This window comes from Acidovorax carolinensis (assembly GCF_002157145.1).
Classification (GTDB): domain Bacteria; phylum Pseudomonadota; class Gammaproteobacteria; order Burkholderiales; family Burkholderiaceae_C; genus Acidovorax; species Acidovorax carolinensis.
Genome location: NZ_CP021361.1, coordinates 1666641 through 1687593, shown reverse-complemented (window position 1 = coordinate 1687593; position 20953 = coordinate 1666641). Strand labels below are relative to the sequence as shown.

At 63.8% G+C, this 20953-nt stretch carries 14 protein-coding genes, 2 tRNA genes and 4 pseudogenes; 5 read left to right on the top strand and 15 right to left on the bottom strand.

Translation table 11 applies throughout. The features are described 5' to 3' along the window. Window positions 1-656 precede the first annotated feature (656 nt). Both istB and istA read right to left on the bottom strand, forming a co-directional pair. The gene (gene istB, locus CBP34_RS07965; protein WP_087745763.1) at window positions 657-1478 is read right to left on the bottom strand and encodes an IS21-like element helper ATPase IstB; all 822 of its coding nucleotides are present in this window, start codon (window positions 1476-1478) and stop codon (window positions 657-659) included. Then, a complete protein-coding gene (gene istA, locus CBP34_RS07960) occupies window positions 1468-3012 on the bottom strand; it encodes an IS21 family transposase (protein ID WP_087748263.1) in 1545 nt (514 codons plus the stop codon). The genes istB and istA overlap by 11 nt, the downstream gene beginning before the upstream one ends. A 108-nt stretch (window positions 3013-3120) precedes the next feature. On the opposite strand from istA, the pseudogene CBP34_RS07955 reads away from it, so the two are divergent. Next, window positions 3121-3393: pseudogene (locus tag CBP34_RS07955) on the top strand (transposase); the annotation flags it as partial. A 34-nt stretch (window positions 3394-3427) separates the two neighbouring features. Here CBP34_RS07955 and CBP34_RS20415 read toward each other — a convergent pair. The 8 genes and pseudogenes from CBP34_RS20415 to uvrC form a co-directional block, all read right to left on the bottom strand. Then, the gene (locus CBP34_RS20415) at window positions 3428-4393 is read right to left on the bottom strand and encodes a DUF6538 domain-containing protein (protein WP_418134709.1); all 966 of its coding nucleotides are present in this window, start codon (window positions 4391-4393) and stop codon (window positions 3428-3430) included. Between the two features lie 115 nt (window positions 4394-4508). After that, window positions 4509-4584: transfer RNA gene (locus CBP34_RS07950), tRNA-His, on the bottom strand. Window positions 4585-4646: 62 nt separating this feature from the next. Continuing rightward, window positions 4647-6560 (bottom strand): SurA N-terminal domain-containing protein, encoded by a 1914-nt coding sequence (locus tag CBP34_RS07945; RefSeq protein ID WP_094097717.1) that lies wholly within the window; start codon window positions 6558-6560, stop codon window positions 4647-4649. Window positions 6561-6620: 60 nt separating this feature from the next. Continuing rightward, window positions 6621-6696: transfer RNA gene (locus CBP34_RS07940), tRNA-Val, on the bottom strand. Between the two features lie 15 nt (window positions 6697-6711). Continuing rightward, window positions 6712-6984, bottom strand: coding sequence for an HU family DNA-binding protein (locus CBP34_RS07935; RefSeq protein WP_024815362.1), 273 nt, complete (start codon window positions 6982-6984; stop codon window positions 6712-6714). Window positions 6985-7287: 303 nt separating this feature from the next. Further along, entirely contained in the window at window positions 7288-8373 is a 1086-nt protein-coding gene (locus CBP34_RS07930) for a tartrate dehydrogenase (RefSeq protein WP_094097716.1), read from the bottom strand. A gap of 70 nt (window positions 8374-8443) precedes the next feature. Further along, complete coding sequence (gene pgsA, locus CBP34_RS07925; RefSeq protein WP_086912088.1) at window positions 8444-9010, bottom strand: CDP-diacylglycerol--glycerol-3-phosphate 3-phosphatidyltransferase; 567 nt, start codon at window positions 9008-9010, stop codon at window positions 8444-8446. 33 nt (window positions 9011-9043) lie between these two features. Beyond that, window positions 9044-11034: pseudogene (gene uvrC, locus CBP34_RS07920) on the bottom strand (excinuclease ABC subunit UvrC). Between the two features lie 189 nt (window positions 11035-11223). Here uvrC and CBP34_RS07915 point away from each other — a divergent pair. After that, on the top strand, window positions 11224-12045 hold the full coding sequence (locus CBP34_RS07915; RefSeq protein ID WP_094097715.1) for an NADPH-dependent oxidoreductase: 822 nt from the start codon (window positions 11224-11226) through the stop codon (window positions 12043-12045). A 126-nt stretch (window positions 12046-12171) separates the two neighbouring features. Here CBP34_RS07915 and CBP34_RS07910 read toward each other — a convergent pair. The 4 genes and pseudogenes from CBP34_RS07910 to CBP34_RS07895 form a co-directional block, all read right to left on the bottom strand. Next, window positions 12172-13151 (bottom strand): annotated as a pseudogene (locus tag CBP34_RS07910) (Bug family tripartite tricarboxylate transporter substrate binding protein). 75 nt (window positions 13152-13226) lie between these two features. After that, window positions 13227-14204 (bottom strand): Bug family tripartite tricarboxylate transporter substrate binding protein, encoded by a 978-nt coding sequence (locus CBP34_RS07905; RefSeq protein ID WP_094097714.1) that lies wholly within the window; start codon window positions 14202-14204, stop codon window positions 13227-13229. 62 nt (window positions 14205-14266) lie between these two features. Further along, on the bottom strand, window positions 14267-15247 hold the full coding sequence (locus tag CBP34_RS07900; RefSeq protein ID WP_094097713.1) for a hydroxymethylglutaryl-CoA lyase: 981 nt from the start codon (window positions 15245-15247) through the stop codon (window positions 14267-14269). Beyond that, a pseudogene (locus CBP34_RS07895) lies at window positions 15244-16499 on the bottom strand (CaiB/BaiF CoA transferase family protein). The gene CBP34_RS07900 and the pseudogene CBP34_RS07895 overlap by 4 nt, the downstream one beginning before the upstream one ends. Window positions 16500-16635: 136 nt before the next feature. Between CBP34_RS07895 and CBP34_RS07890 the strand changes: the two are divergent. The 3 genes from CBP34_RS07890 to efp all read left to right on the top strand — a co-directional run bounded on the left by CBP34_RS07890 (window position 16636) and on the right by efp (window position 19386). Beyond that, window positions 16636-17541, top strand: a complete 906-nt coding sequence (locus CBP34_RS07890) for a LysR family transcriptional regulator (protein ID WP_094097712.1) — start codon at window positions 16636-16638, stop codon at window positions 17539-17541. Continuing rightward, window positions 17538-18683: an elongation factor P maturation arginine rhamnosyltransferase EarP gene (gene earP / locus CBP34_RS07885; RefSeq protein WP_094097711.1), complete on the top strand. Its 1146-nt coding sequence runs from the start codon at window positions 17538-17540 to the stop codon at window positions 18681-18683. The genes CBP34_RS07890 and earP overlap by 4 nt, the downstream gene beginning before the upstream one ends. 148 nt (window positions 18684-18831) lie before the next feature. Then, window positions 18832-19386 carry an elongation factor P gene (gene efp / locus CBP34_RS07880; RefSeq protein ID WP_057223504.1) on the top strand — a complete coding sequence of 185 codons (555 nt, stop codon included), beginning with the start codon at window positions 18832-18834 and terminating at the stop codon, window positions 19384-19386. A gap of 117 nt (window positions 19387-19503) precedes the next feature. On the opposite strand, the gene rimO is transcribed toward efp, so the two are convergent. Then, window positions 19504-20895 carry a 30S ribosomal protein S12 methylthiotransferase RimO gene (gene rimO, locus CBP34_RS07875; RefSeq protein ID WP_094097710.1) on the bottom strand — a complete coding sequence of 464 codons (1392 nt, stop codon included), beginning with the start codon at window positions 20893-20895 and terminating at the stop codon, window positions 19504-19506. Between the last annotated feature and the right edge of the window lie 58 nt (window positions 20896-20953).

Genomic DNA, 20953 nt, shown 5'->3' with positions numbered 1-20953 from the left:
AGTAGCTGATCCATGATGAACGACCATCTAGCGATGAGCGGCTGCCTTCAGCCTCAGGTGGTGGACACAGACCGCACACCCTTGACTTCCCGTAGGCTGGGCATGCCCCGGTGGCGCTGCAGTGGTAGCTCAGAACCATGCCCAGATGCGGCGCAGCAATGCGGGAGCCGGTCGGGCAGGACGGAATACGTAACGGCATGGTTTGTACATGGCTTTCTCGGTGTCATTTTTTACAATACTGTACAAAACATCAGTATCATGTGCAAGAGCGCCGCGGGACCTCTCAAACATCTCGCCCAAGGCGTCAGAATTGGCGCTAGCGTCCTCCGCTCTATGGCTTCTTATGTGCTTCTCGCGGCACCGCGATGGGAAGGTGCCGCACCCTCTGAAATTTCCCCAGGGAAATCGCGTCAAATCTCCGACCCGAAGGGCTTCAGGTTCGGATTCGTTTCCGCAAGCATGTCGGCGCCGATCCAAATCTGAGCCACCGTGCCGACTGAATATTGAGCCAGGGGTGGAAGCCGACGTTTCAAGGGTCGGCTGTGGATAAGTGTAGGTGCTATCCTGGTTTGCTGATCTCCTTGCTGATGTGTTGAAGGCGCTGGGCAAGCCGCGAAGGGCGTAGCCCGTAGCGGCTTGCCCTGCGCGGTGCCTGCTCAGAATGGGTCGGGCTCAGCCTGCGTTGAGGCACTCTTTCGGTCCTGTTCCCGGGCCTTGATCCGCTTCTTCGCAGCGGCCGTGCTGCGGCTGAACCGGATCGACTCGTTGCCCGTCTCCACGATGTGGCAGTGGTGCGTGAGACGGTCCAGCAGCGCGGTGGTCATCTTCGCGTCGCCGAACACGCTGGACCATTCGGCGAAGTCCAGGTTGGTCGTGATCATCACGCTGGTGTGTTCGTACAGCTTGCTCAGCAGGTGGAACAGCAGCGCCCCGCCGGCCTGGCTGAACGGCAGATAACCCAGCTCGTCCAGGATGATCAGGTCCATGCGCAGCAAGCTGGTGGCGATGCGACCGGCCTTGCCCTGCGCCTTCTCCTGCTCCAGTGCGTTAACCAGATCGACCGTGGAGTAGAACCGCACCCGCTTGCCATGGCGGGTGATGCCCGAGACGCCGATGGCAGTGGCCAGATGGGTCTTGCCCGTGCCCGGGCCGCCCACCAGCACCACGTTGTGCGCCTCGTCGGTAAAGGCAGTGCCGGCCAGCGTGGTGACGAGCTTTCGGTCCACCGGCGAGACCGAGAAGTCAAAGCCCGCCATGTCCCGGTGCACCGGGAACTTCGCCGCGTGCATCTGGTGGCTGATCGAGCGCATCGCCCGGTCCGTGCCCTCGGCCTGCAGCAGGTGCTCGATCAGCCAGCGCGAGGTCTCGATGCCCAGGCCGCCGCCATCGCCACCGCCTTGCTCGACCAGATCAGCCCAGGCACCGGCCATGCCGTGCAGGCGCAGCGCCTTGAGTTCGACCAGCACATCAGTCTTCATGGCGGGCTCCTTCGGTGGTGGCGCCCACGGCACTGTCCGCGGTGTCGGCCCGAAGGCTGTCGTAGCGGGCCGTGTTTGCCAGCGGTGGCGTTGTCACCTTCAGCCGTGTGGCCGCCGTGGGAGGTGCCGGCTGCGCGTTGAGCCGGCTCAGCACGTTGACCACATGCTCCACGCTCACCTTGCCTGGCGCACCGCTCTCCAGCGCCAGCTCGATGGCCACCAGCACCGCGTCCAGACCGGCGCCAAGCACAATCGCCAGCACTTGCGCCATCACCCGGTCGCCTCCCGGGTTACGCAATAGCCCGCGGCGCAGCCGCTGCAGTGGCTCGGGCATGTCCGCAAAGGGCGCTCCGTTTCTCAGCGCCCCGGGCTTTCTCTGCAGCAGCGGGATGTAGTGCTGCCAGTCGTACCGGGTCTCGCCCGCGTTGCTCAGACGTTCGTGGCGGGCGATGACCTCATCATCGGCCACGATGACCACGCGGCCCGGGTACAGCCGCGTGCTCACCATCTGGCCCACGCGTTCGCACGGCACCGAATACCGGTTGCGCGCCACAGACACCAGGCAGGTGCTGGAAACCCGCGCGGGTTTCTCGACGTAGCCGTCGAAGGGCAGCGGCATGGGCATGAGGTGCGCCCGCTCGTGTTCGAGCATCTCCGACACGCTGAACTGCTTGTGCTCGGGGTGGCGTACCTCGTCCCACAACGCGCGGCAGCGCTGGCCCAGCCAGGCGTTGAGTTCGGTGAAGCTGCCGAACTTGATCTGCGCCGCGTCGATCCAGATGCGTCGGCGGCTGTCCTGCACGTTCTTCTCCACCACCCCTTTCTCCCAGCCGCTGGCCACGTTGCAGAAGTCCGGGTCATAGAGGTAGTGCGCGCACATGGTGGCAAAGCGCTCGTTGACGATGCGTCCCTTGCCCTTCTTGACCTTGTCTACAGCGGTCTTCATGTTGTCGTAGATGCCCCGGCGTGCCACGCCGCCCAGCGCGGCGAACGATCGGGTGTGGGCATCGAACAGCATCTCGTGACCCTGGCTGGGGTACGCCACCAGCCAGAAGGCCCGCGAAGCACACAGCTTCATATGCGAGACCTGCACCCGGTAGTAGATGCCGCCGATCACCATGCCTTCCTCGCTCCAGTCGAACTGGAAAGCCTCTCCCAGCTCGAAGGCCAGCGGCACGAAGGCATTGACGGCCGCCCCCTGACCCTCGCTCTGGCGCCACGCCCGGATGAAGTCGGTCACCCGCGTGTAACCCCCTTCGTAGCCCGCTTGCCTGATCTCGGCGTACAGCGCCTTGGCCGTGCGCCGCTCGTGTTTGGGCCGCCGTGCATCGGCCTTCAAGGCCAGCATGAGCGCGTCATGAAACGCCGTCAGTTTGTTGGGCTGTTCGCTGCGGCGGTACCTCGGTGGGCCGTCCACCTCGCCGTGCAGCCACTTCGCCACCGTGTTGCGCGATAGCCCTGTCATGCGCGATATCTCGCGCTCCGATTTGTTCTTGCGGGCATACAAATGCCGGATCCTGCCAATCATGTCCATGGTGATCACTCCTTGTCCTCTGCTGCACAAAAAAGCAGCAGATTAAGTTGTTCACCTGGCTCAGTTTTGGGTCGGCACTACCCTCAAAAGTGGCTCAGTTTTCGGTCGGCGCCAACAAAGGTGATCCCATTCTTCGCCTTCCCGCCCGAGGTGCGACGCGTGATCTACACGACCAATGCGATTGAAAGCGTGAATGCGCGGCTGCGCAAGATCATCAAGACCAGAGGACACTTCCCCAGCGACGATGCGGCCACCAAGCTGATCTGGCTGGCCCTGCGCAACATCACCGAGGACTGGGGGCGAGCAGCCAACCATTGGAAATCAGCGATGAACCAGTTTGCAATCCTCTACGAAGAACGATTCATGAAACCGAGCACGTAAGATATCCAACCAGCTTCACGAAATCGGTGAAGGTTCAATGAGCCTCACACACGGAAATTCGGACACGCCCGTCGACGGCCAAACCGCGTGAACGCATATCCTGCGCGAAAGCCGTCATATCCTGTGGCGACACCTCGGCAGGAGTCATGCATGGGGGCGATACAACTCTACCGGCCATGAAGCGATGTAGGTCGCGCCAAGGCGTTTGCGCCGCAATCGCTGTCGACCGCGGGCGATCTAAGACAAAGTCGCGCCAGCATGCAAATACCTCATCCCATGACGGCGGCCTCTTTCCGCCCCCCGTCATCAATGTGGAAATAGGAGCTGAAACAGACGTGCCAACTGGTTGAACCGCAGGCGCCTGGGAAGGTGCCTTGCAGACCACAGAATGGGAGTCTGCCCCCTCCGACGAACCATCATGGGCATCTGTCTCCACCACCTCTGGCGCGGGAGACGTGAACCCTTGACTGCTGCAATTCAGATCACCGCAGTCCGATACACAAACGTTTCCATGTGCTTTCAAGAATTCTTGTAAAGCTGCAAGCACGGACCGAACAGGTTCCGGTCCTATGAGTTTTGAAAGCTCGACCTGCAGGGCCTCAATGGCTCGCATGGCCGCCTCGGACACAGGGAGCGTCGAGCCAACTTCGTTCAGCGTCCCCGCAGGGGCCTGGTTGTCCCCAGCTCGCAAGGTTGGCTGGGTCCAAGGCTTGGCGTTCCCGAAAAGTTCAGCCTCGTCGGTTATACATATCTGTCGGGCAGCCAAAGCGGTCTGGCGGGAGCCTAAGCGCTGCCGAGCGTTATCAAATTCGGCATCCATGCGCATCAGCGTAGCCCTGGCACGGACCTTGGCTTCCCGTAGGTCGGATGTGCCAAGGCTCAGAGTGATGTGAGTGCGTTGGGATGGGTACGCGGCGCGCAGGTCGGCAGGTATGCGACGACGCAGGTACTTCGTGCAGCGCTTGCCGCGCTCGTAGATGAATTCGTCGACTGCATTCATGGTAGTTGTTACACCGTGCTGTGTGACAGCTTGTGTGACAACTTTTCCGTCGCCCCAAACAAAAAGTGCCTGATTCCTAAGGAAATCAGGCACTTATAGGCGGAAAGTAATTAGATGGGGTGGCTGATGGGGCTCGAACCCACGACAACAGGAATCACAATCCTGGACTCTACCAACTGAGCTACAGCCACCGTAGATATAAATTATAGCCCGAGAAAACCGGGCTTCACGCCAATATTTGTCAAATTTCCGATCAGCCCTGTGTGGGCTTGGGGCGTGGCGCCTTGATCTGCACCTTGAAGCGATCTTTCAGAAACTCATAGTAGGCCAGCCCCTCGGCATTGCTCAACCACTGCAGGTATTGCTGACGCTCCTGGCGTGCGGTTTGTTCGTTGGGTGTCGCGCGCGGAACCAGTCGATTGACCTTGGCTACCGCATATCCCTGCGCTCCGAGGTCCACACCGACCCAGGCTGGCAAGGTGCCCGCACTGGCACCCAGAACCGCATCCACCACAAGCCGTGGCTGATTTTGGGGTTGGTCACGCGAGACAACGATGGCTGGCTGCAGACCGGCAGCCTTGTCCGGCGCAGCCTTCCATGCGGCCAGCTTGGCCTCGCCTTCCTTGCGGGCCAGTTCGGCCGACTTCTCGGCGACGTAAAGACTCCGTACGCGCGAACGCACCTCGTCCAGCGGCAGGGTGCGTGCAGCGGTGTAGGTGGTCACGCGGGCGGCCGCCATCTGGCTGGGGCCGATCTCGACAGCTTCGGTGTTGCGCTTGTTCTCGATGGAGTCCGACGAAAACAACGCCTCCAGCAATTTGCCATTGGCCAGCGGGCCCGTCGCGCCAGGCGCCGGCGTACGGGTGACACCCGATGCGGTCAGCACTTTGAGCTTGAGCTTCTCAGCCACGGGCTTGAGACTGTCGGATTGCTCGTAAACGCCATTGGCAAACGATTCGGCCACCTCGGCAAACTTGCGCTGCGCTTGCTGCTGCTTGAGTTCGGCTTCCATGGACGGGCGCAGTTCTTCAAAGCTCGGCTGAGGCGGTGTCTTGATATCCGTCAACAAGATGATGTGGTATCCGAAATCGGTTTCCACCACATCGCTGATATCCCCTTTTTTCATCGCAAAAGCCGCTTCCTCGAACGGCTTGACCATGGCACCCAGTCCAAAGAAATTCAGATCGCCACCGGCGCCGGCAGACCCTGAATCCTCGGACGACTTCCTGGCAACCTCCGCAAAAGTGGCGGGGGCCTTGCGCACCTGCTCCAGCAATTGCGTTGCACGGGCCTTGGCTTTCTCGCGGTCGGCGGCCGGCGCATCCTTGGGCGCATTGATCAGGATATGACTGGCGCGGCGTTCTTCCTTGCCGGCAAGGCGGGCCACGTTTTCCTTGTAATAGGTACGCAGGTCGTCTTCGTTCAAGGTAATGCCAGCACGCACGCTGTCAAGATCCAGCACTACAAATTCCACGGCAGCCTGTTCGGCCTGCTGGAAATCGGACGTATGGGACTTGTAATAGCCCTCCAGGTCTGCGTCGGCTGGCGTCACCTTGCCGGAAAAATCCGCCGGGTTGAAGCGTGCAATCTGCACTTCACGGCGTTGGTACAAGGCATCCAGCGACAACTTGACCTGCGCATCGGTGCTGAAGGCGGAGCCCATGACACCACCCACGACCTGGTTCACGGAAATGTCCCGGCGCACGTTGGCCTCAAAGCCTTCCGGCGTCAACCCCTGGGCGCCGACCAGGGCACGGTATGCCTCGGCATCCAGCGAACCATCGGGACGCTTGAGGGCGGCAATGGCAGGAATCTCTTGCAGGCTGCGGGCCAGGCGGCTGTCACTGGTGACGAGATGCATCTTCTGCGCCGCTGCCTGAAACACCCGGTCACGCACCATACGCTCCAGCGTTGCGTACCGCGCCTCGGGAGAGTCGAGCAGTTTGGCATCCAGCGTGGGTGACTGGGCGCGGATTCTGTCTGTCTCCATCCGGTGGGCGTTGTCCCAGTCGGTCTGCTTGATGTCGTGACCATCAACGCGCGCAACGACCGCGCTCTTTTCGGAGAAGTAGTTGCTGTCGATGCCCACCAGCACAAACGATGGAATGATCAGCAAGAACAACAAGAGCATCACGATCTTGGAGTGCTTGCGGATGGATTCAAACATGGTCGATCTTTCAGTGACAAAAAAACAAAAGGCGAACTTTCGTTCGCCTTTGTTCGGTGGTGGTGGGTCCTGACGGTCTCGAACCGCCGACCTACTCCGTGTAAAGGAGCCGCTCTACCAACTGAGCTAAGGACCCCAACCTAACTGGCCATCAATTCAAGGCGTCTTTCAAAGCCTTGCCTGGACGAAACTTTGGAACTTTAGCAGCTTTGATTTTAATCGCAGCGCCGGTACGGGGATTGCGGCCGGTGCGGGCAGCACGCTTGCCAACTGCGAAGGTGCCAAAACCGACGAGCGAAACAGTGCCGCCCTTCTTCAGGGTCTTCTTGACGGCCTCAATCGTGGATTCCAGGGCGCGCGCTGCAGCGGCCTTGGAGATATCGGCGTTGGTAGCGATGTGCTCAATCAGTTCGGTTTTGTTCACAAGAAGCCTCTCGGAAAAGAGTTGATGGAAATTCTCGCGGATATCTGGTCTTCACACGTCCGAAAGCACAACCCTTCGGGCTGGCAGGCATCAGACGGGGGAATGACTGGCGTACGCAGCAGGCGCTGCTGCATCAGATTAAAGCCATCGAGTTTCCGGGTGTCAATACAACACGCTGGTTTGACGCAGCGTTGATTTGAATTCTAGTCGCATTTCACGGCGCGACGGGGCTTGCAAGGCGTTTTTGTCTCAAAGCTGCCGCATGGGCAACATTCCTGATTGACACTGCGCGGGTGTTGCTGGCTACAGCGCCGAGGCGATGGCGCGCCCCACGTCCTGTGTATGGGCTTTTCCACCCAGATCCGGCGTGCGCGGGCCTCCGCCCTGGGGATCGAGCACGGCCTCGATGGCAGCCAGCACGGCATCGTGCGCGGCGCGGTAACCGAGGAAGTCGAGCATCATCGCGCCGCACCAGATCTGGCCGATGGGGTTGGCGATGCCCTGCCCCGCAATGTCAGGTGCCGAGCCGTGCACAGGCTCGAACAGCGAGGGCATGGTGCGTGTAGGGTTCAGGTTGGCGCTGGGCGCGATGCCAATGGTGCCGGTGCAGGCTGGACCCAGATCACTCAGGATGTCGCCAAACAGATTGCTGGCCACCACCACGTCAAAGAAGTCAGGGCGCTGCACGAAATGCGCGGTAAGGATGTCGATATGGAACTTGTCCACCTTCACATCCGGATACGCCTTGGCCATCTCGGCCACGCGCTCGTCCCAGTAGGGCATGGTGATGGCGATGCCGTTGGATTTGGTGGCGCTCGTCAGGTGCTTCTTGGGGCGCAACTGCGCGAGCTCAAAGGCGAACTTCAGCACGCGGTCCACGCCATGGCGCGACATCACCGTCTCCTGCATCACGATTTCGCGCGGCGTGCCTTCGTACATGCGCCCGCCGATGCTGGAATATTCGCCTTCGGTGTTCTCGCGCACGATGAACATGTCGATCTCGCCCGGCAGGCGGGGCGAGCCATCCCGCCGCACCACGGGGGCGATCACGCCGGGCATGAGGCGCGCGGGGCGCAGGTTGATGTACTGGTCGAACTCGCGGCGAAACAGCAGCAGCGAGCCCCACAGCGAGACATGGTCGGCAATCTTCTCGGGCCAGCCCACCGCGCCGAAATAAATCGCCTCGTGGCCGCCGATCTGGTCCTTCCAGTTATCGGGCAGCATCTTGCCGTGCTTCTCGTAATAGTCCCAGCTCGAAAAATCGAATTGGTCGAATTGCAGGTCAATGCCGAACTTGCGGGCCGCGGCGTCCATCACACGCAGGCCTTCGGGCATGACCTCTTTCCCAATGCCGTCACCGGCCACCACCGCGATGCGATGCTTTGCCATTCATACGCTCCTGAAAATATAGCTATCAGCGCTTACCCGTCAAGCGCTAGCGGTCAAAAATACTTTGAACTTACTTCACACGCGCCCGAATCTCTGGCAGGGCTTTCTGCAGGTAATACACCATGGACCAGACCGTGAGCACAGCCGATACCCAGATGAGCCAGGTGCCCCACACCCCGGTGTCGATCACGCCAAACAGGCGCCCGTCATACAGCAGAAACGGGATGGCCGTCATCTGCACCGCGGTCTTGAGCTTGCCGATCATGTGCACGGCCACGCTCTTGCTGGCACCGATCTGCGCCATCCATTCGCGCAGGGCCGAGATCGCAATCTCGCGGCCAATGATGATGAGCGCCACAAACACATCGGCGCGCTGCAGGTGCACCAGCACCAAGAGCGATGCGCACACCAGAAACTTGTCGGCCACCGGGTCCAGAAAAGCGCCGAACGACGAGGTCTGGTTGAGCTTGCGCGCCAGAAAGCCATCGAGCCAGTCGGTGGCGGCAAACACCACGAACATCACGGTGGCGATGAGATTGCGCGTGGCCGGGTCAAGCGGCGCGTAGAACACCCCCACGATCAAAGGTATCGCGACGATGCGCGTCCAGGTCATGATGGTGGGAATGGTGAAAAACATGGGCGTGATTGTGTCACGCTGGCCCGACGGATATCAGCGCAGCGCGCGATAGATTTCCTCGGCCAGCTCGCGTGAAATGCCGTCCACGGTCACCAGGTCTTGCACACTGGCCGCCGCCACGCCGCGCACACCGCCAAAACGCTGCAGCAGCCGGGCACGCTTCTTGGGGCCCACACCGGCAATTTCCTCCAGCTGCCCGCCGCCCACGCGCACCTTGGCGCGCGCTGCGCGCATGCCGGTAATGGCAAAACGGTGGGCCTCGTCGCGGATCTGCGCCACCAGCATGAGTGCGGCCGAATCCTTGCCCAGGTAAACCTTTTCTCGCCCGTCCGCAAACACCAGCTCTTCCAGGCCCACCTTGCGGCCCTCGCCTTTTTCCACGCCCACGATGCGCGTCAGGTCCAACCCGAGCGCCGTGAACACCTCGCGTGCTACGCCCACCTGGCCCTTGCCGCCGTCGATCAGCACCAGGTCGGGCAGGCGCGCCGCGCCCTTGGGCCTGGCAGCCTTTTCGTCCTCCGGCCCGGGGTTGGCGGCATAGTCGATGCCCCCGGCCTCGCGCGCGGCCTCGGCCACCTTGCTGTAGCGGCGCGTGAGCACTTGGCGCATGGCGGCGTAGTCGTCACCGCCCGTGATGCCCTCGATTTTGTAGCGGCGGTATTCGCTGCTCTGCATCTTGTGATGATGGAACACCACGCACGAGGCCTGCGTGGATTCGCCCGCCGTGTGCGAGATATCAAAACACTCGATGGTGAGCCGATCCAGGTCTTCGGGCGGCAAATCCAGCGCCTCGGCCAGCGCCCGGGTGCGCGCCTGCTGCGAGCCCTCTTCGGCCAGCAGGCGGGCCAACTGCAGGTCGGCGTTCTTTTGCGCCATGTCGAGCCACGCGCGGCGCTGCTCGCGCGGCTGGTGGATGGCGCTCACGCGCAGGCCGCTTTGCTCGGTCAGCGCATCCAGCAACGCCTTGTCCACCGGCACGCTGGTCACCAGCAGGGGCGGCACGGGCACGCCGATGTAGTGCTGGGCGATAAAGGCTTCCAGTACCAGCACCTCCACGGGCCGCACTGGCTGGGTGCCTGGTGGGGCCTCCTCGCCCTCCTCTTCCGCAAAAACCCCTGCCGCGTCTTCCACATGCACGGGGAAATAGGGCCTATCGCCCAGGTGCCGCCCGCCGCGCACCATGGCCAGGTTCACGCACGCGCGGCCGCCCTGCACGCGCACGGCCAGGATGTCCACGTCCTTGTCGTCGGCCGTTTCAATGGCCTGCTGGTGCAGCACGCGCGACAGGGCCTGGATCTGGTTGCGCACCTCGGCGGCCTGTTCAAACTCGAGCTTGTCCGAATGCGCCATCATGCGTGCTTCCAGAGCCTGCAGCAGTTCCTGGGTTTCGCCGCGCAGCAAGGCCTCTGCGTTCTGCACGTCGGCTGCATAGGCCTGGGGCGAAATCAGGTTTACGCAGGGCCCCGTGCAGCGCTTGATCTGATAGAGCAGGCACGGCCGCGTGCGGTTGGCAAACACCGTGTCCTCGCAGGTGCGCAACCGAAACACCTTTTGCAGCAGCTGGATGGTTTCTTTCACCGCCCATGCGCTGGGGTAGGGGCCGAAATAGCGGTGTTTTTTGTCCACCGCGCCGCGGTAATAGGCCATGCGCGGAAACAACTGGCCGGGGCATCGCCCGTGGCGTTGGCAGTGCCAGTAATTTTGAGATAGGGGTAGCTCTTGTCGTCGCGAAACAGGATGTTGAACTTGGGGTTCAGCGACTTGATGAGGTTGTTTTCCAGCAGCAGCGCCTCGGCCTCGGAGCGCACCACCGTGGTCTCCATGCGCGCGATCTTGCCGACCATGTGGCCGATGCGCGTGCCGCCATGGTTCTTCTGGAAATAGCTGGAGACGCGGCGCTTGAGGTTGAGCGCCTTGCCCACGTACAGCAGCGCGTCCTGCGCGTCGAAATAGCGGTAAACACCGGGCAGCGCGGGCAGCGCAGCCACCTGCGCCAGCAGTTCATCGGAATGCACATCAGACATAGCGCCTATTGTCGCGGCAAGCCATGGCAGCCCAGGCGGCGGCGGCGTCAGAAGTGCAGCGCCCGCCCTGTGCCCATATAGCGCGGGCGCATAGCCACATGCGGCTTTTGAGCAAGCGAATCGCTACAGTGGGTGCCACTGCTCTTATTGCACCGCCGACATCACCGCATTTCTTCTCCAAGGAGCCGCATGCCCCATACCCGAACCTCTCTGCACGCGCGCTACGGCGCAGCCGCCAAAGATCTGCCCGTTCCAGAAAACACCGTGCTGGAGCACCTGCTGTCGCACCGCTCGGTGCGCAACTTCCTGCCCGATGCACTGCCCGGGCACACGCTGCCCATGCTGGTGGCGGCTGCGCAGTCGGCGGCCAGTTTGTCCAATCTGCAGACCTGGAGCGTGGTGGCGGTGCAGTCGCAGGCCAGTCGCGACCGGCTGGCGGCGCTGGCGGGCAACCAGGCGCATATCCGCCAGGCGCCCTTGCTGCTGGTGTGGCTGGCCGACCTGTCGCGCATTGCCCGCATTGCGCAATACAAGCAGCAGCCAGCCGACGGCCTGCCCTACCTGGACACCTACCTCATGGCCGTGATCGATGCGGCCCTGGCCGCGCAGAACGCCGTGGTGGCAGCGGAGGCGCTGGGCCTGGGCACCGTGTACATCGGCGCGCTGCGCAACCAGCCCGAGGCCGTGGCCGAGGTGGTGGGCACGCCCCAGGGGGTGTTCCCGGTGTTTGGCCTGGTCGTGGGCCATCCCGACCCGGCACACCCCGCCGCCATCAAGCCCCGCCTGCCCCAGACCACGGTGCTGCACCACGAGCGCTACACCGCCCCCGACAGCCTGGATGCCGAAATTGGCGATTACGACGCGCAGCTCAGCGGCTTCCAGGCCAGCGAAGGTCTGCCCCAGGTCGGCTGGAGCAACGTGGTGCTGGAGCGCCTGCGCAATGCCGAATCCCTCAAGGGGCGCCATCGGCTGGTCGAGGCGCTGCATGGTGCCGGATTCCCGCTGCGCTGAACCCTGCGCGGGCTGAAAACCAAACAAAAAGAGCGCCACCGGGGCGCTCTCTTTGTTGACTGGCTGATGCTACCTTTTTGATACCTATCCATAGCGTTTATCAAGCGTCAGCGGTCATTTTCACCCTTATTCCGCTTCGATCTTTGACGTCTTCACCACCGAAGCCCAGTTGGCCAGGTCGGCCTTGACCTTGTCGCCCAGCTGCGCGGGGTCTGGTAGTCGGCCGTGGCGCCCTGCTCCTGCGCCTTTTGCTGGAAAGCGGCGTTCTGCACCACGGTGCGGATGTCAGCCGTGAGCCTGTCCACCACCGCCTTGGGCACGGCGGCGGGGGCAAACACGGCAAACCACGACGTGGCATCGACCTTGGGGTAGCCCGCCTCGGCGGTGGTCGGCACATCGGGCAGGCTGGGCAGGCGCTGCTTGCCGGTCACGGCCAGCACGCGCAGCTTGCCGCTGGCGATGTGGGGCATGAAGGGCGGTGCCGTGCCAAAGGTCAGGTCCACCTGGCCGCCCAGCAGGTCCTGCAGCGCGGGGCCGGTGCCCTTGTAGGGCACGTGCACCATCTTGATGGCACCCTGCTGTTCCAGCATGGCACCGGTCACGTGCTGCAGCGAACCGTTGCCCGACGAAGCGTAGTTGAGCTTGCCCGGGTTGGCCTTGGCGTAGGCGATGAGATCGGGCAGCGATTTCACCGGCAGGTCGTTGCGCACCACAATGATCTGCGGCGCCGATATCACATTGGCCACCGGCTGAAAGTCGCTCTGCGCCCACTGCGCCACCTTGGTAAGGTGGGGCGAGATCACGTGGTAGCCCGAGTACTGCATGAGCAGCGTGTAGCCATCGGCCTCGGCGCGCTTGACGATGCTGGCCGCAATGTTGCCGTTGCCGCCGCCTTTGTTGTCCACCACCACCGACTGGCCCAGCACCGGCGCCAGCGCCTGGGCCAGCATGCGGGCCGAGAGGTCGGTGGTGCCGCCTGCTGCGGTGGGTACCACCATGGTCACGGTCTTGCTGGGGTAGGCACCTTGCGCCCCAGCGTTGCCGATGGTGCCCAGGGCCAGGGCCGCAAGGGCCAGGGTGGTGAATTGTTTGCGATGCATGTTCATGCGGTGTCTCCGTTATCTCTGTTGTTGAATGTCGTTGCAGCGGGCGGTTGGCCGGGGAAAACCCCGGCTACCCGGTCAATCCACAGTGGCGCCGGTGTCCTTGACCACGCGGCTCCACTTGGGCAGGTCGGCCTGCACCAATGCGCCCAGTTGGGCTGCGGTGCCCTTGAAGGGTTCGCAGCCCACGGCGGCCAGCTTCTCGACCACATCCTTGTGCTCCAGCGCGCGAGCCACCTCGGCCTGCAGTTGCGCCACGATCGGCGCTGGCGTGCCGGCCGGGGCAAACAGCGCATACCAGGGCGCCTGGCCAAAACCCTTGATGGTTTCGCCAATCGTCGGCGCATCGGGCAAGGCGGCCACGCGCTTTTCGTTGACCACGCCCAGCACCTTGAGCTTGCCCGCCTTGATGAAGGCAATGGCCGAGGGCAGGCTTTGCACCGACAGCGGCACCTGCCCGCCCACCACGTCGGTGGCCGCGGCCGCCGAGCCCTTGTAGGGAATGTGCTGCAGCTGGATGCCTGCAGCCTTTTGCAGCATCTCGCCGATCAGGTGGTTCAGCGTGCCGTTGCCCGCCGAGGCAATCGAATACTTGCCAGGGCTGGCCTTGGCCAGCGTGACCAGCTCAGCCACGGTGTTGGCGGGGAATAACGGATGCGCCACCAGCACATAGCCCGCCGTTGCAACGGGTGCCACGGGCGTGAAATCTTTCACCGGGTGAAAGCCCGGGTTCTTGTAGAGCGCCGGGCCAATCACATGCGCGCTGTCGGCCGTGAGCAGCAGCGTGTAGCCATCGTTGCGCGCACGGGCCGAGGTGCCCGTGGCCAGCGTGCCGCCAGCGCCGGGGCGGTTCTCCACGATCACGCTCTGGCCCAGCTGCTCGCCGAGCTTTTGCGCCAGCACGCGGGCAATGGCATCGTTGGCGCCGCCCGCGGCCTGCGGCACCACCACGGTGATGGGCTTGGACGGGAACTTGTCCTGCGCGCCCGCCGTAAAGGCGGCAGAACACAGCACGGCAGCAGTGAAGACGCGGCGGGAAATCGGGTGAAAGGGCATTGCTTTTGTCTCCGGGTTTTTGTGGATGAAATGGGCAGCAACCGCGAATATGCGAGCAAAGGTCAGCGCGCCAGCGCCCGCGCACGAATCGCCTCGAAGTCCGCAGGCACCGGGTGCAGCGACAGGCGCGGCCCCGCCTTGGCGATCTGGCTGGGAATATCGTGGCCAATCAGGGCGGGCAGGCGCTGCGCGGCGGCAACCAGCTGGGCCAGGTCCACCCCCGTGTCGTAGCCCATGAGCTGCAGCGCGTGCACGATTTCCTCGCTGCACACATTGCCCGACGCGCCCGGCGCGTAGGGGCAGCCGCCCAGGCCGCCCAGCGAGGCATCAAACCGGTCGGCCCCCGCATCAATGGCCGCCAGCACATTGGCCAGCCCCATGCCGCGTGTGTTGTGAAAGTGCAGCGTAAAATCCACGCCCGGCCAGCGCGCCCGGGCTGCGGCCGTGAGCTGCGCCACTTGCGCGGGGTAGGCCATGCCCGTGGTATCGCACAGCGTGACGCCGCGCACGCCCAGGTCGGTAAAGCGCTGCACCCAGCCCAGCACGTCGGCCGGGGCCACATCGCCCTCCATGGGGCAGCCGAACACGCACGACAGCGAAATGTTCACGGCCACCTGCGCGGCCTGCGCCGTGGCCACCACCTGCGCCAGGCTGGCAAATGACTGCTCGCGTGTCATGCGCAGATTGGCGATGTTGTGCGTTTCGCTGGCCGACATGACGAGGTTGAGCTCATCCGTGCGCGCCTCGATGGCGCGCTCAGCCCCCCGCACATTGGGCACCAGGGCGCTGTAGACGGTGCCGAGGCGGCGCGTGACCTCGCGCATGACGATTTCGGCATCCCGGAGCGCCGGGATGGTCGTAGGCGAAGTGAACGAGGTCACCTCGATCTTGGACAGGCCTGCGTTCGACAGCGCATTCACCAGCGTGATCTTGTCCTCGGTGGACACAAAGGCCTGCTCCATCTGCAGGCCGTCGCGTGTGCCCACTTCCTGCATGTGAATGCGGCGCCCCGCGCCTTGCCAAACCGTGTTGGATGCAGTCATTGAATCACCCCTTTGCTGCGCAGCAGCGCAATCTGTTCACGCGACAAGCCCGCCTCGGCCAGCACGGCGTCGGTGTCATCACCGAGGTGCGGCGCGCTGCTGCGGATGGTGCCGGGCGTGGCCGATAGCTTGGGCACAATGCCGGGCACCTCCACCGTGTAGCCGTCGCGCGTGGTCTGCGAGAGCAGCATGTCGCGTGCGCGGTAGTGCGGGTCTTCGGCAATGTCCTTGGCGGTATAAACCTTGCCGGCGGGCACGCGAGCGGTGGCAAGTGCATCCAGCACCTGCTGCACCGTGCGCTGCGCGCTCCAGGCGCCGATGGCGGCGTCGAGCTCTTGCACGCGCGCCACGCGGCCGGCGTTGTCGGCCAGGTCGGGCGCGGCGCCCAGGTCGGGGCGGCCGATGGTGTCCATCAGCCGCTTGAAGATGCTGTCGCCATTGCCTGCAATCAGCACCCAGCCGTCCTGGCAGGGGTAGGCGTTGGACGGCGCAATGCCTGGCAGCGCGCTGCCTGCGGCCTCGCGCACCGCACCAAACGCGCTGTATTCGGGGATCAGGCTTTCCATCACGTTGAACACGGCCTCGTGCAGCGCCACGTCGATCACCTGGCCCTGGCCGCCGTTGACCTTGCGGTGGTACAGCGCCGTGAGCACGCCGATGGTGCCGTGCAGCGCCGCCAGCGTGTCACCAATCGACACGCCCACGCGCACCGGCACGCGGCCCGGCTCGCCCGTCAGGTGGCGCAGGCCGCCCATGGCCTCGCCAATGGCGCCAAAGCCCGGCAGGTCGCGGTAGGGGCCGGTCTGGCCGTAGCCCGAGATGCGCAGCATGACCAGGCCGGGGTTGAGTGCATGCAGCTCCTCGGGCGACAGGCCCCAGCCTTCGAGCGTGCCGGGGCGAAAGTTCTCGATCAGCACATCGGCCTCGGCAATCAGCTGGCGGGCGATATCCTGGCCCTCCTTCTGGCGCAGGTCCAGCGCCACCGAGCGCTTGTTGCGCGACTGCACCTGCCACCACACCGAAGTGCCTTCCTTGATCAGGCGCCAGTTGCGCAGCGGGTCGCCGCCCGACGCACCGGGTCGGCTCGGGTCTGCGGGGCCTCGATCTTGATCACATCGGCCCCGAACTCACCCAGTGTCTTGCCGCAAAACGGCCCGGCGATGAGTTGGCCCATTTCAACCACGCGCACACCCGCTAGCGCGGCGGGTGAAGTGGGTGGTGACGGGGCCGAAAGTGATTGCGACGATTCCATGCAGCGTTGTCTCCGCAGGCGCGTGGCCTGTGTGGGTTTGGCCCGCATCATGCCCACACCCGCCCCGGCCGTAAAACGCTGATGCGCGAAGCTGCCATCGCAAACCGGCATGGTGACAAGGTACGATCCATGCCCCATGAAACTCGACCCCGTCTCCCTGCGCCTGTTTGTTGCCGTGATGGAAGAAAACACCATCGCCGCCGCCGCCGCGCGCGAACACCTGGCGGCATCGGCCGTGAGCCGCCGCCTGGCCGACCTGGAGGCCGCGCTGCAGGTGGAACTGTTCACCCGCAGCAACCGGGGCACCGAGCCTACGGCCGCAGCATTCGCCCTGCTGAACCTGGCGCGCGGCGTGCTCAACGACCTCGATGGCATTGCCAGCCAGATGCGCGAGTACGGCACCGGCGTGCGCGGCCATGTGCGCGTGGTGGCCAACATCTCGGCCATCACGCAGTTTCTGCCCGGCGAGCTGCAAAGCTTTTTGGCGCTGCACCCGCAGGTGGATGTGCGCCTGCAGGAGCAGATCAGCACGGCCATTGCCCAGTCGGTCGCCGAAAACGCGGCCGATGTGGGCATCCTGAACGACGGCAAGTATGGCGAGCGCATCACGCTGCTGCCTTACCGCAGCGACGAACTGGTGCTGATCGTGCCCACGGGCCATGGGCTAGCCCGCCGCAAGGCGGTGCGCCTGGCCGAGGCCCTGCCCTTTGACTTTGTCGGCATGCACCCCGGCAGCGCCGTGAACAACCAGCTCATGCGTGCCGCCGCCGAGGCGGACCTGCCGCTCAAGCTGCGCATCCAGGTCACGAGCTACGACGCGCTGTGCCTCATGGTGGCCGCCGGCCTGGGCATTGGCGTAATGCCGCGCGGCAGCGCCGCGCTTTACCGCGGCACGCTGGCAATCCGGGCCATCACGCTGAACGAGCCCTGGGCGCCGCGCCGGCTGGTGCTGTGCGTGCGCGCCGAAGAATCCCTGTCCAGCGTCGCACGGCTGCTGGTGGACCACCTGCGCAACCCGCCGGGCGCGGCCGCCACCCCATGACCCAACCCATCGCCGCCCTGCAATGGGATGTTTTCTGCCGCGTGATCGACAACTTTGGCGACATCGGCGTGTGCTGGCGGCTGGCCACGCAACTGGCGGGGCAAGGCCAGCAGGTGCGCCTGTGGGTGGACGACGCCTCGGCACTGCAGTGGATGGCGCCGCAGGGCTGCCCAAGTGTGGAGGTGCGCGCCTGGGGCGCGCCCGTGCCTGCCGCGCACGAAGCACCGACCGACGTGATGGTGGAGGCCTTCGGTTGTGAGATTACTCCTGAATTCATAGCTTTTAGCGCTTGCCAGGCAAGCGCCAGAGGCCAAAAACCTGTCTGGATCAACCTGGAATACCTGTCGGCGGAAGGCTATGTGGAGCGCAACCACCGGCTGCCGTCGCCCATCCTGTCTGGCCCTGCTGCTGGCTGGACACGCTGGTTCTTCTACCCGGGCTTCACCCCCGCCACCGGCGGGCTGCTGCGCGAGCCCGGCTTGATGGAACGCCGCGAAGCGTTTGACCGCACCGCCTGGCGGGCTGCACACGCGGCAGCGTTCGGCCTGGGCGAGGTCGACCCGAGGCAACGCTGGGTGTCGCTGTTCTGCTACGAGCCCCCCGCCCTGCACGAGCTGCTGCAACATGGCCAGGCGCAGCCCACGCAGTTGCTCGTCACTCCGGGTCGCCCCACGGGTGCCGTGTTGGCGGCGTTGGCAAAGTCTGGCGATCAAAATAGGGGGCAAATCGCCCCCCAGCGCTTGTCTGACAAGCGCGAACAGCTATTCATTTCATACCTACCCCACCGCCCCCAGCCCGCGTTTGACGAAATGCTGTGGGCCTGCGACTTCAACGCCGTGCGCGGCGAGGACTCGCTGGTGCGGGCGCTGTGGGCCGGGCAGGCGCTGGTCTGGCACATCTACCCGCAGCACGACAACGCCCACCACGACAAGTTGTGGGCCTTTCTCGACTGGCTGCAGGCCCCCGCATCGCTGCGGCAGTTTCACGCCACCTGGAACGGGCTGGATACGGCGCCGCTGCAATGGCCTGACGATCACACCCTGGCGGAGTGGACCGCCTGCATTGCAGCCGCCCGCGCACGCCTTCTGACGCAGGACAATCTGGTTGCACAACTTTTGGGCTTTGTCGCCGAAAAACGGTAAAATTCGAGGCTTTGCGCAAAACGGGTGCGGCACATCGTGCAAGCCCCAAGCGCATTCCCGCCGCGGAACATGCATCGGCACGGCGCGCCTTCAGACCCTGAAGGCCACCAGCCCCTGCGTTGAGCGGCCCCAACCCAAGCAACCTGCTATGAAAATCGCTCAAGAAATCCGCGCCGGCAACGTCATCATGCACGGCAAGGACCCCATGGTCGTCCTCAAGACCGAATACGCACGCGGCGGCCGCGGCGCCGCCACCGTGCGCATGAAGCTCAAAAGCCTGATCGGCAACTTCGGCACCGAAAACGTGTTCAAGGCCGACGACAAGATCGACAACGTGATCCTGGACAAGAAGGAGTGCACCTACTCCTACTTCGCCGACCCCATGTACGTCTGCATGGACACCGAGTTCAACCAGTACGAAGTCGAAGCCGAAAACATGGGCGACGCACTGAACTACCTGGAAGACGGCATGTCGCTGGAAGTGGTGTTCTACGACGGCAAGGCCATCTCGGTCGAACTGCCTACCAGCGTCGAGCGCGAAATCACCTGGACGGAACCCGCCGTCAAGGGCGACACGTCCGGCAAGGTGCTCAAGCCTGCCAAGATCGCCACCGGCTTTGAAGTGCCCGTGCCCCTGTTCGTGTCGCAAGGCGACAAGATCGAAATCGACACCCGCACCGGCGAATACCGCAAGCGCGTGTAAATGTGTTCCGCACAACAAAAAGGCTTCCCGAGGGAAGCCTTTTTTGTGTCCTTTTTAGACTCTGGCGCCCGTGTAGAAAGCGCCGAATGCTATTAATTCAATAGCCCCATCAACCCATCAGATAGGCTGCGCCACAAGGTCGTGCCCGCGCACACCCACAATGCGGGCCTTGGTGAACTCGCCGACCTTCATGGTCTTGCTGATCTTCTCGGGCGGCAGCAGCTGCACGGTGCCGTCGATCTCGGGTGCATCGGCATAGGTGCGGCCCACGCCGCCCTTGCGGCCCAGCGCGGGCGCGTGGTCCACCAGCACCTGCATGGTGGCGCCCACACGGCGCTGCAGCTTGGCAATCGAGACCTCTTCGGCCACGGCCATGAAACGGGCGCGGCGCTCTTCGCGCACTTCCAGGGGCAACATGCCGGGCAGCTCGTTAGCGGCGGCGCCGGTCACGTCGCTATAGGCAAAACAGCCGGCCCGGTCGATCTGCGCCTCGCGCACAAAATCGAGCAGGTGCTGAAACTCTTCTTCGGTCTCGCCGGGGAAGCCGGCGATGAAGGTGCTGCGGATCACGATCTCGGGGCAGGCCTCGCGCCAGCGCTGGATGCGCTCGAGGTTGCGCTCGCCGCTGGCCGGGCGCTTCATGCGCTTGAGTACATCGGGGTGGCTGTGCTGAAATGGCACATCCAGATACGGCAATACACGGCCCGTGGCCATGATCGGAATGACTTCGTCCACGCTCGGATACGGGTAGACATAGTGCAGGCGCACCCAGGCGCCGTAGGGCTCGGCAATTTCGCCCAGCGTCTGCACCAGTTCCAGCATGCGGGTCTTGACGGGCTTGCCGTCCCAGAAGCCGGTGCGGTATTTCACGTCCACGCCATAGGCCGAGGTGTCCTGGCTGATCACCAGCAGCTCCTTCACGCCACCTTCAAACAAGGCCTTGGCTTCGCTCAGCACATCGCCAATGGGGCGCGACACCAGGTCGCCACGCATCGAGGGGATGATGCAGAAGGTGCAGCGGTGGTTGCATCCTTCGCTGATCTTGATGTAGGCATAGTGCCTGGGGGTGAGCTTGATGCCCGCGATGCCAAAGCCACCGGGCACCAGGTCCACAAACGGGTCATGCGGCTTGGGCAGGTTCAGGTGGACGGCATCCATCACCTCCTGCGTGGCGTGGGGGCCGGTCACGGCCAGCACGCTGGGGTGCATCTCGCGCACCATGTTGCCGCCACCCTCGCCCGCGCGCGCGCCCAGGCAGCCGGTGACGATGACTTTGCCGTTCTCGGCCAGCGCCTCACCAATGGTGTCCAGGCTTTCCTTGACGGCATCGTCAATAAAACCGCAGGTGTTGACGATGACCAGGTCCGCGCCCTGGAAGGTCTTGGAGGTTTCGTAACCCTCGGCGCTCAGTTGCGTGAGGATGAGTTCAGAGTCCGTCAGGGCCTTGGGGCAACCGAGGCTGACGAATCCGACTTTGGGTGTTTTGGTGGGGGAGAGTGCTTCGCTCATATCCCCGTATTGTCCCAGTTCCGGCGTCCAGGCGGTTTGGACGGCCGGATTTGGCCCA

Bases quoted from the DNA above. Each gene is read 5' to 3' on its own strand.
- istB (WP_087745763.1), bottom strand. From the start codon at position 1,478: ATGAAGACTGATGTGCTGGTCGAACTCAAGGCGCTGCGCCTGCACGGC.
- efp (WP_057223504.1), top strand. From the start codon at position 18,832: ATGAAAATCGCTCAAGAAATCCGCGCCGGCAACGTCATCATGCACGGC.
- CBP34_RS07945 (WP_094097717.1), bottom strand. From the start codon at position 6,560: ATGTTTGAATCCATCCGCAAGCACTCCAAGATCGTGATGCTCTTGTTG.
- istA (WP_087748263.1), bottom strand. From the start codon at position 3,012: ATGGACATGATTGGCAGGATCCGGCATTTGTATGCCCGCAAGAACAAA.
- CBP34_RS07905 (WP_094097714.1), bottom strand. From the start codon at position 14,204: ATGCCCTTTCACCCGATTTCCCGCCGCGTCTTCACTGCTGCCGTGCTG.
- CBP34_RS07915 (WP_094097715.1), top strand. From the start codon at position 11,224: ATGCCCCATACCCGAACCTCTCTGCACGCGCGCTACGGCGCAGCCGCC.
- pgsA (WP_086912088.1), bottom strand. From the start codon at position 9,010: ATGTTTTTCACCATTCCCACCATCATGACCTGGACGCGCATCGTCGCG.
- rimO (WP_094097710.1), bottom strand. From the start codon at position 20,895: ATGAGCGAAGCACTCTCCCCCACCAAAACACCCAAAGTCGGATTCGTC.
- CBP34_RS07930 (WP_094097716.1), bottom strand. From the start codon at position 8,373: ATGGCAAAGCATCGCATCGCGGTGGTGGCCGGTGACGGCATTGGGAAA.
- earP (WP_094097711.1), top strand. From the start codon at position 17,538: ATGACCCAACCCATCGCCGCCCTGCAATGGGATGTTTTCTGCCGCGTG.
- CBP34_RS20415 (WP_418134709.1), bottom strand. From the start codon at position 4,393: ATGAATGCAGTCGACGAATTCATCTACGAGCGCGGCAAGCGCTGCACG.
- CBP34_RS07890 (WP_094097712.1), top strand. From the start codon at position 16,636: ATGAAACTCGACCCCGTCTCCCTGCGCCTGTTTGTTGCCGTGATGGAA.
- CBP34_RS07900 (WP_094097713.1), bottom strand. From the start codon at position 15,247: ATGACTGCATCCAACACGGTTTGGCAAGGCGCGGGGCGCCGCATTCAC.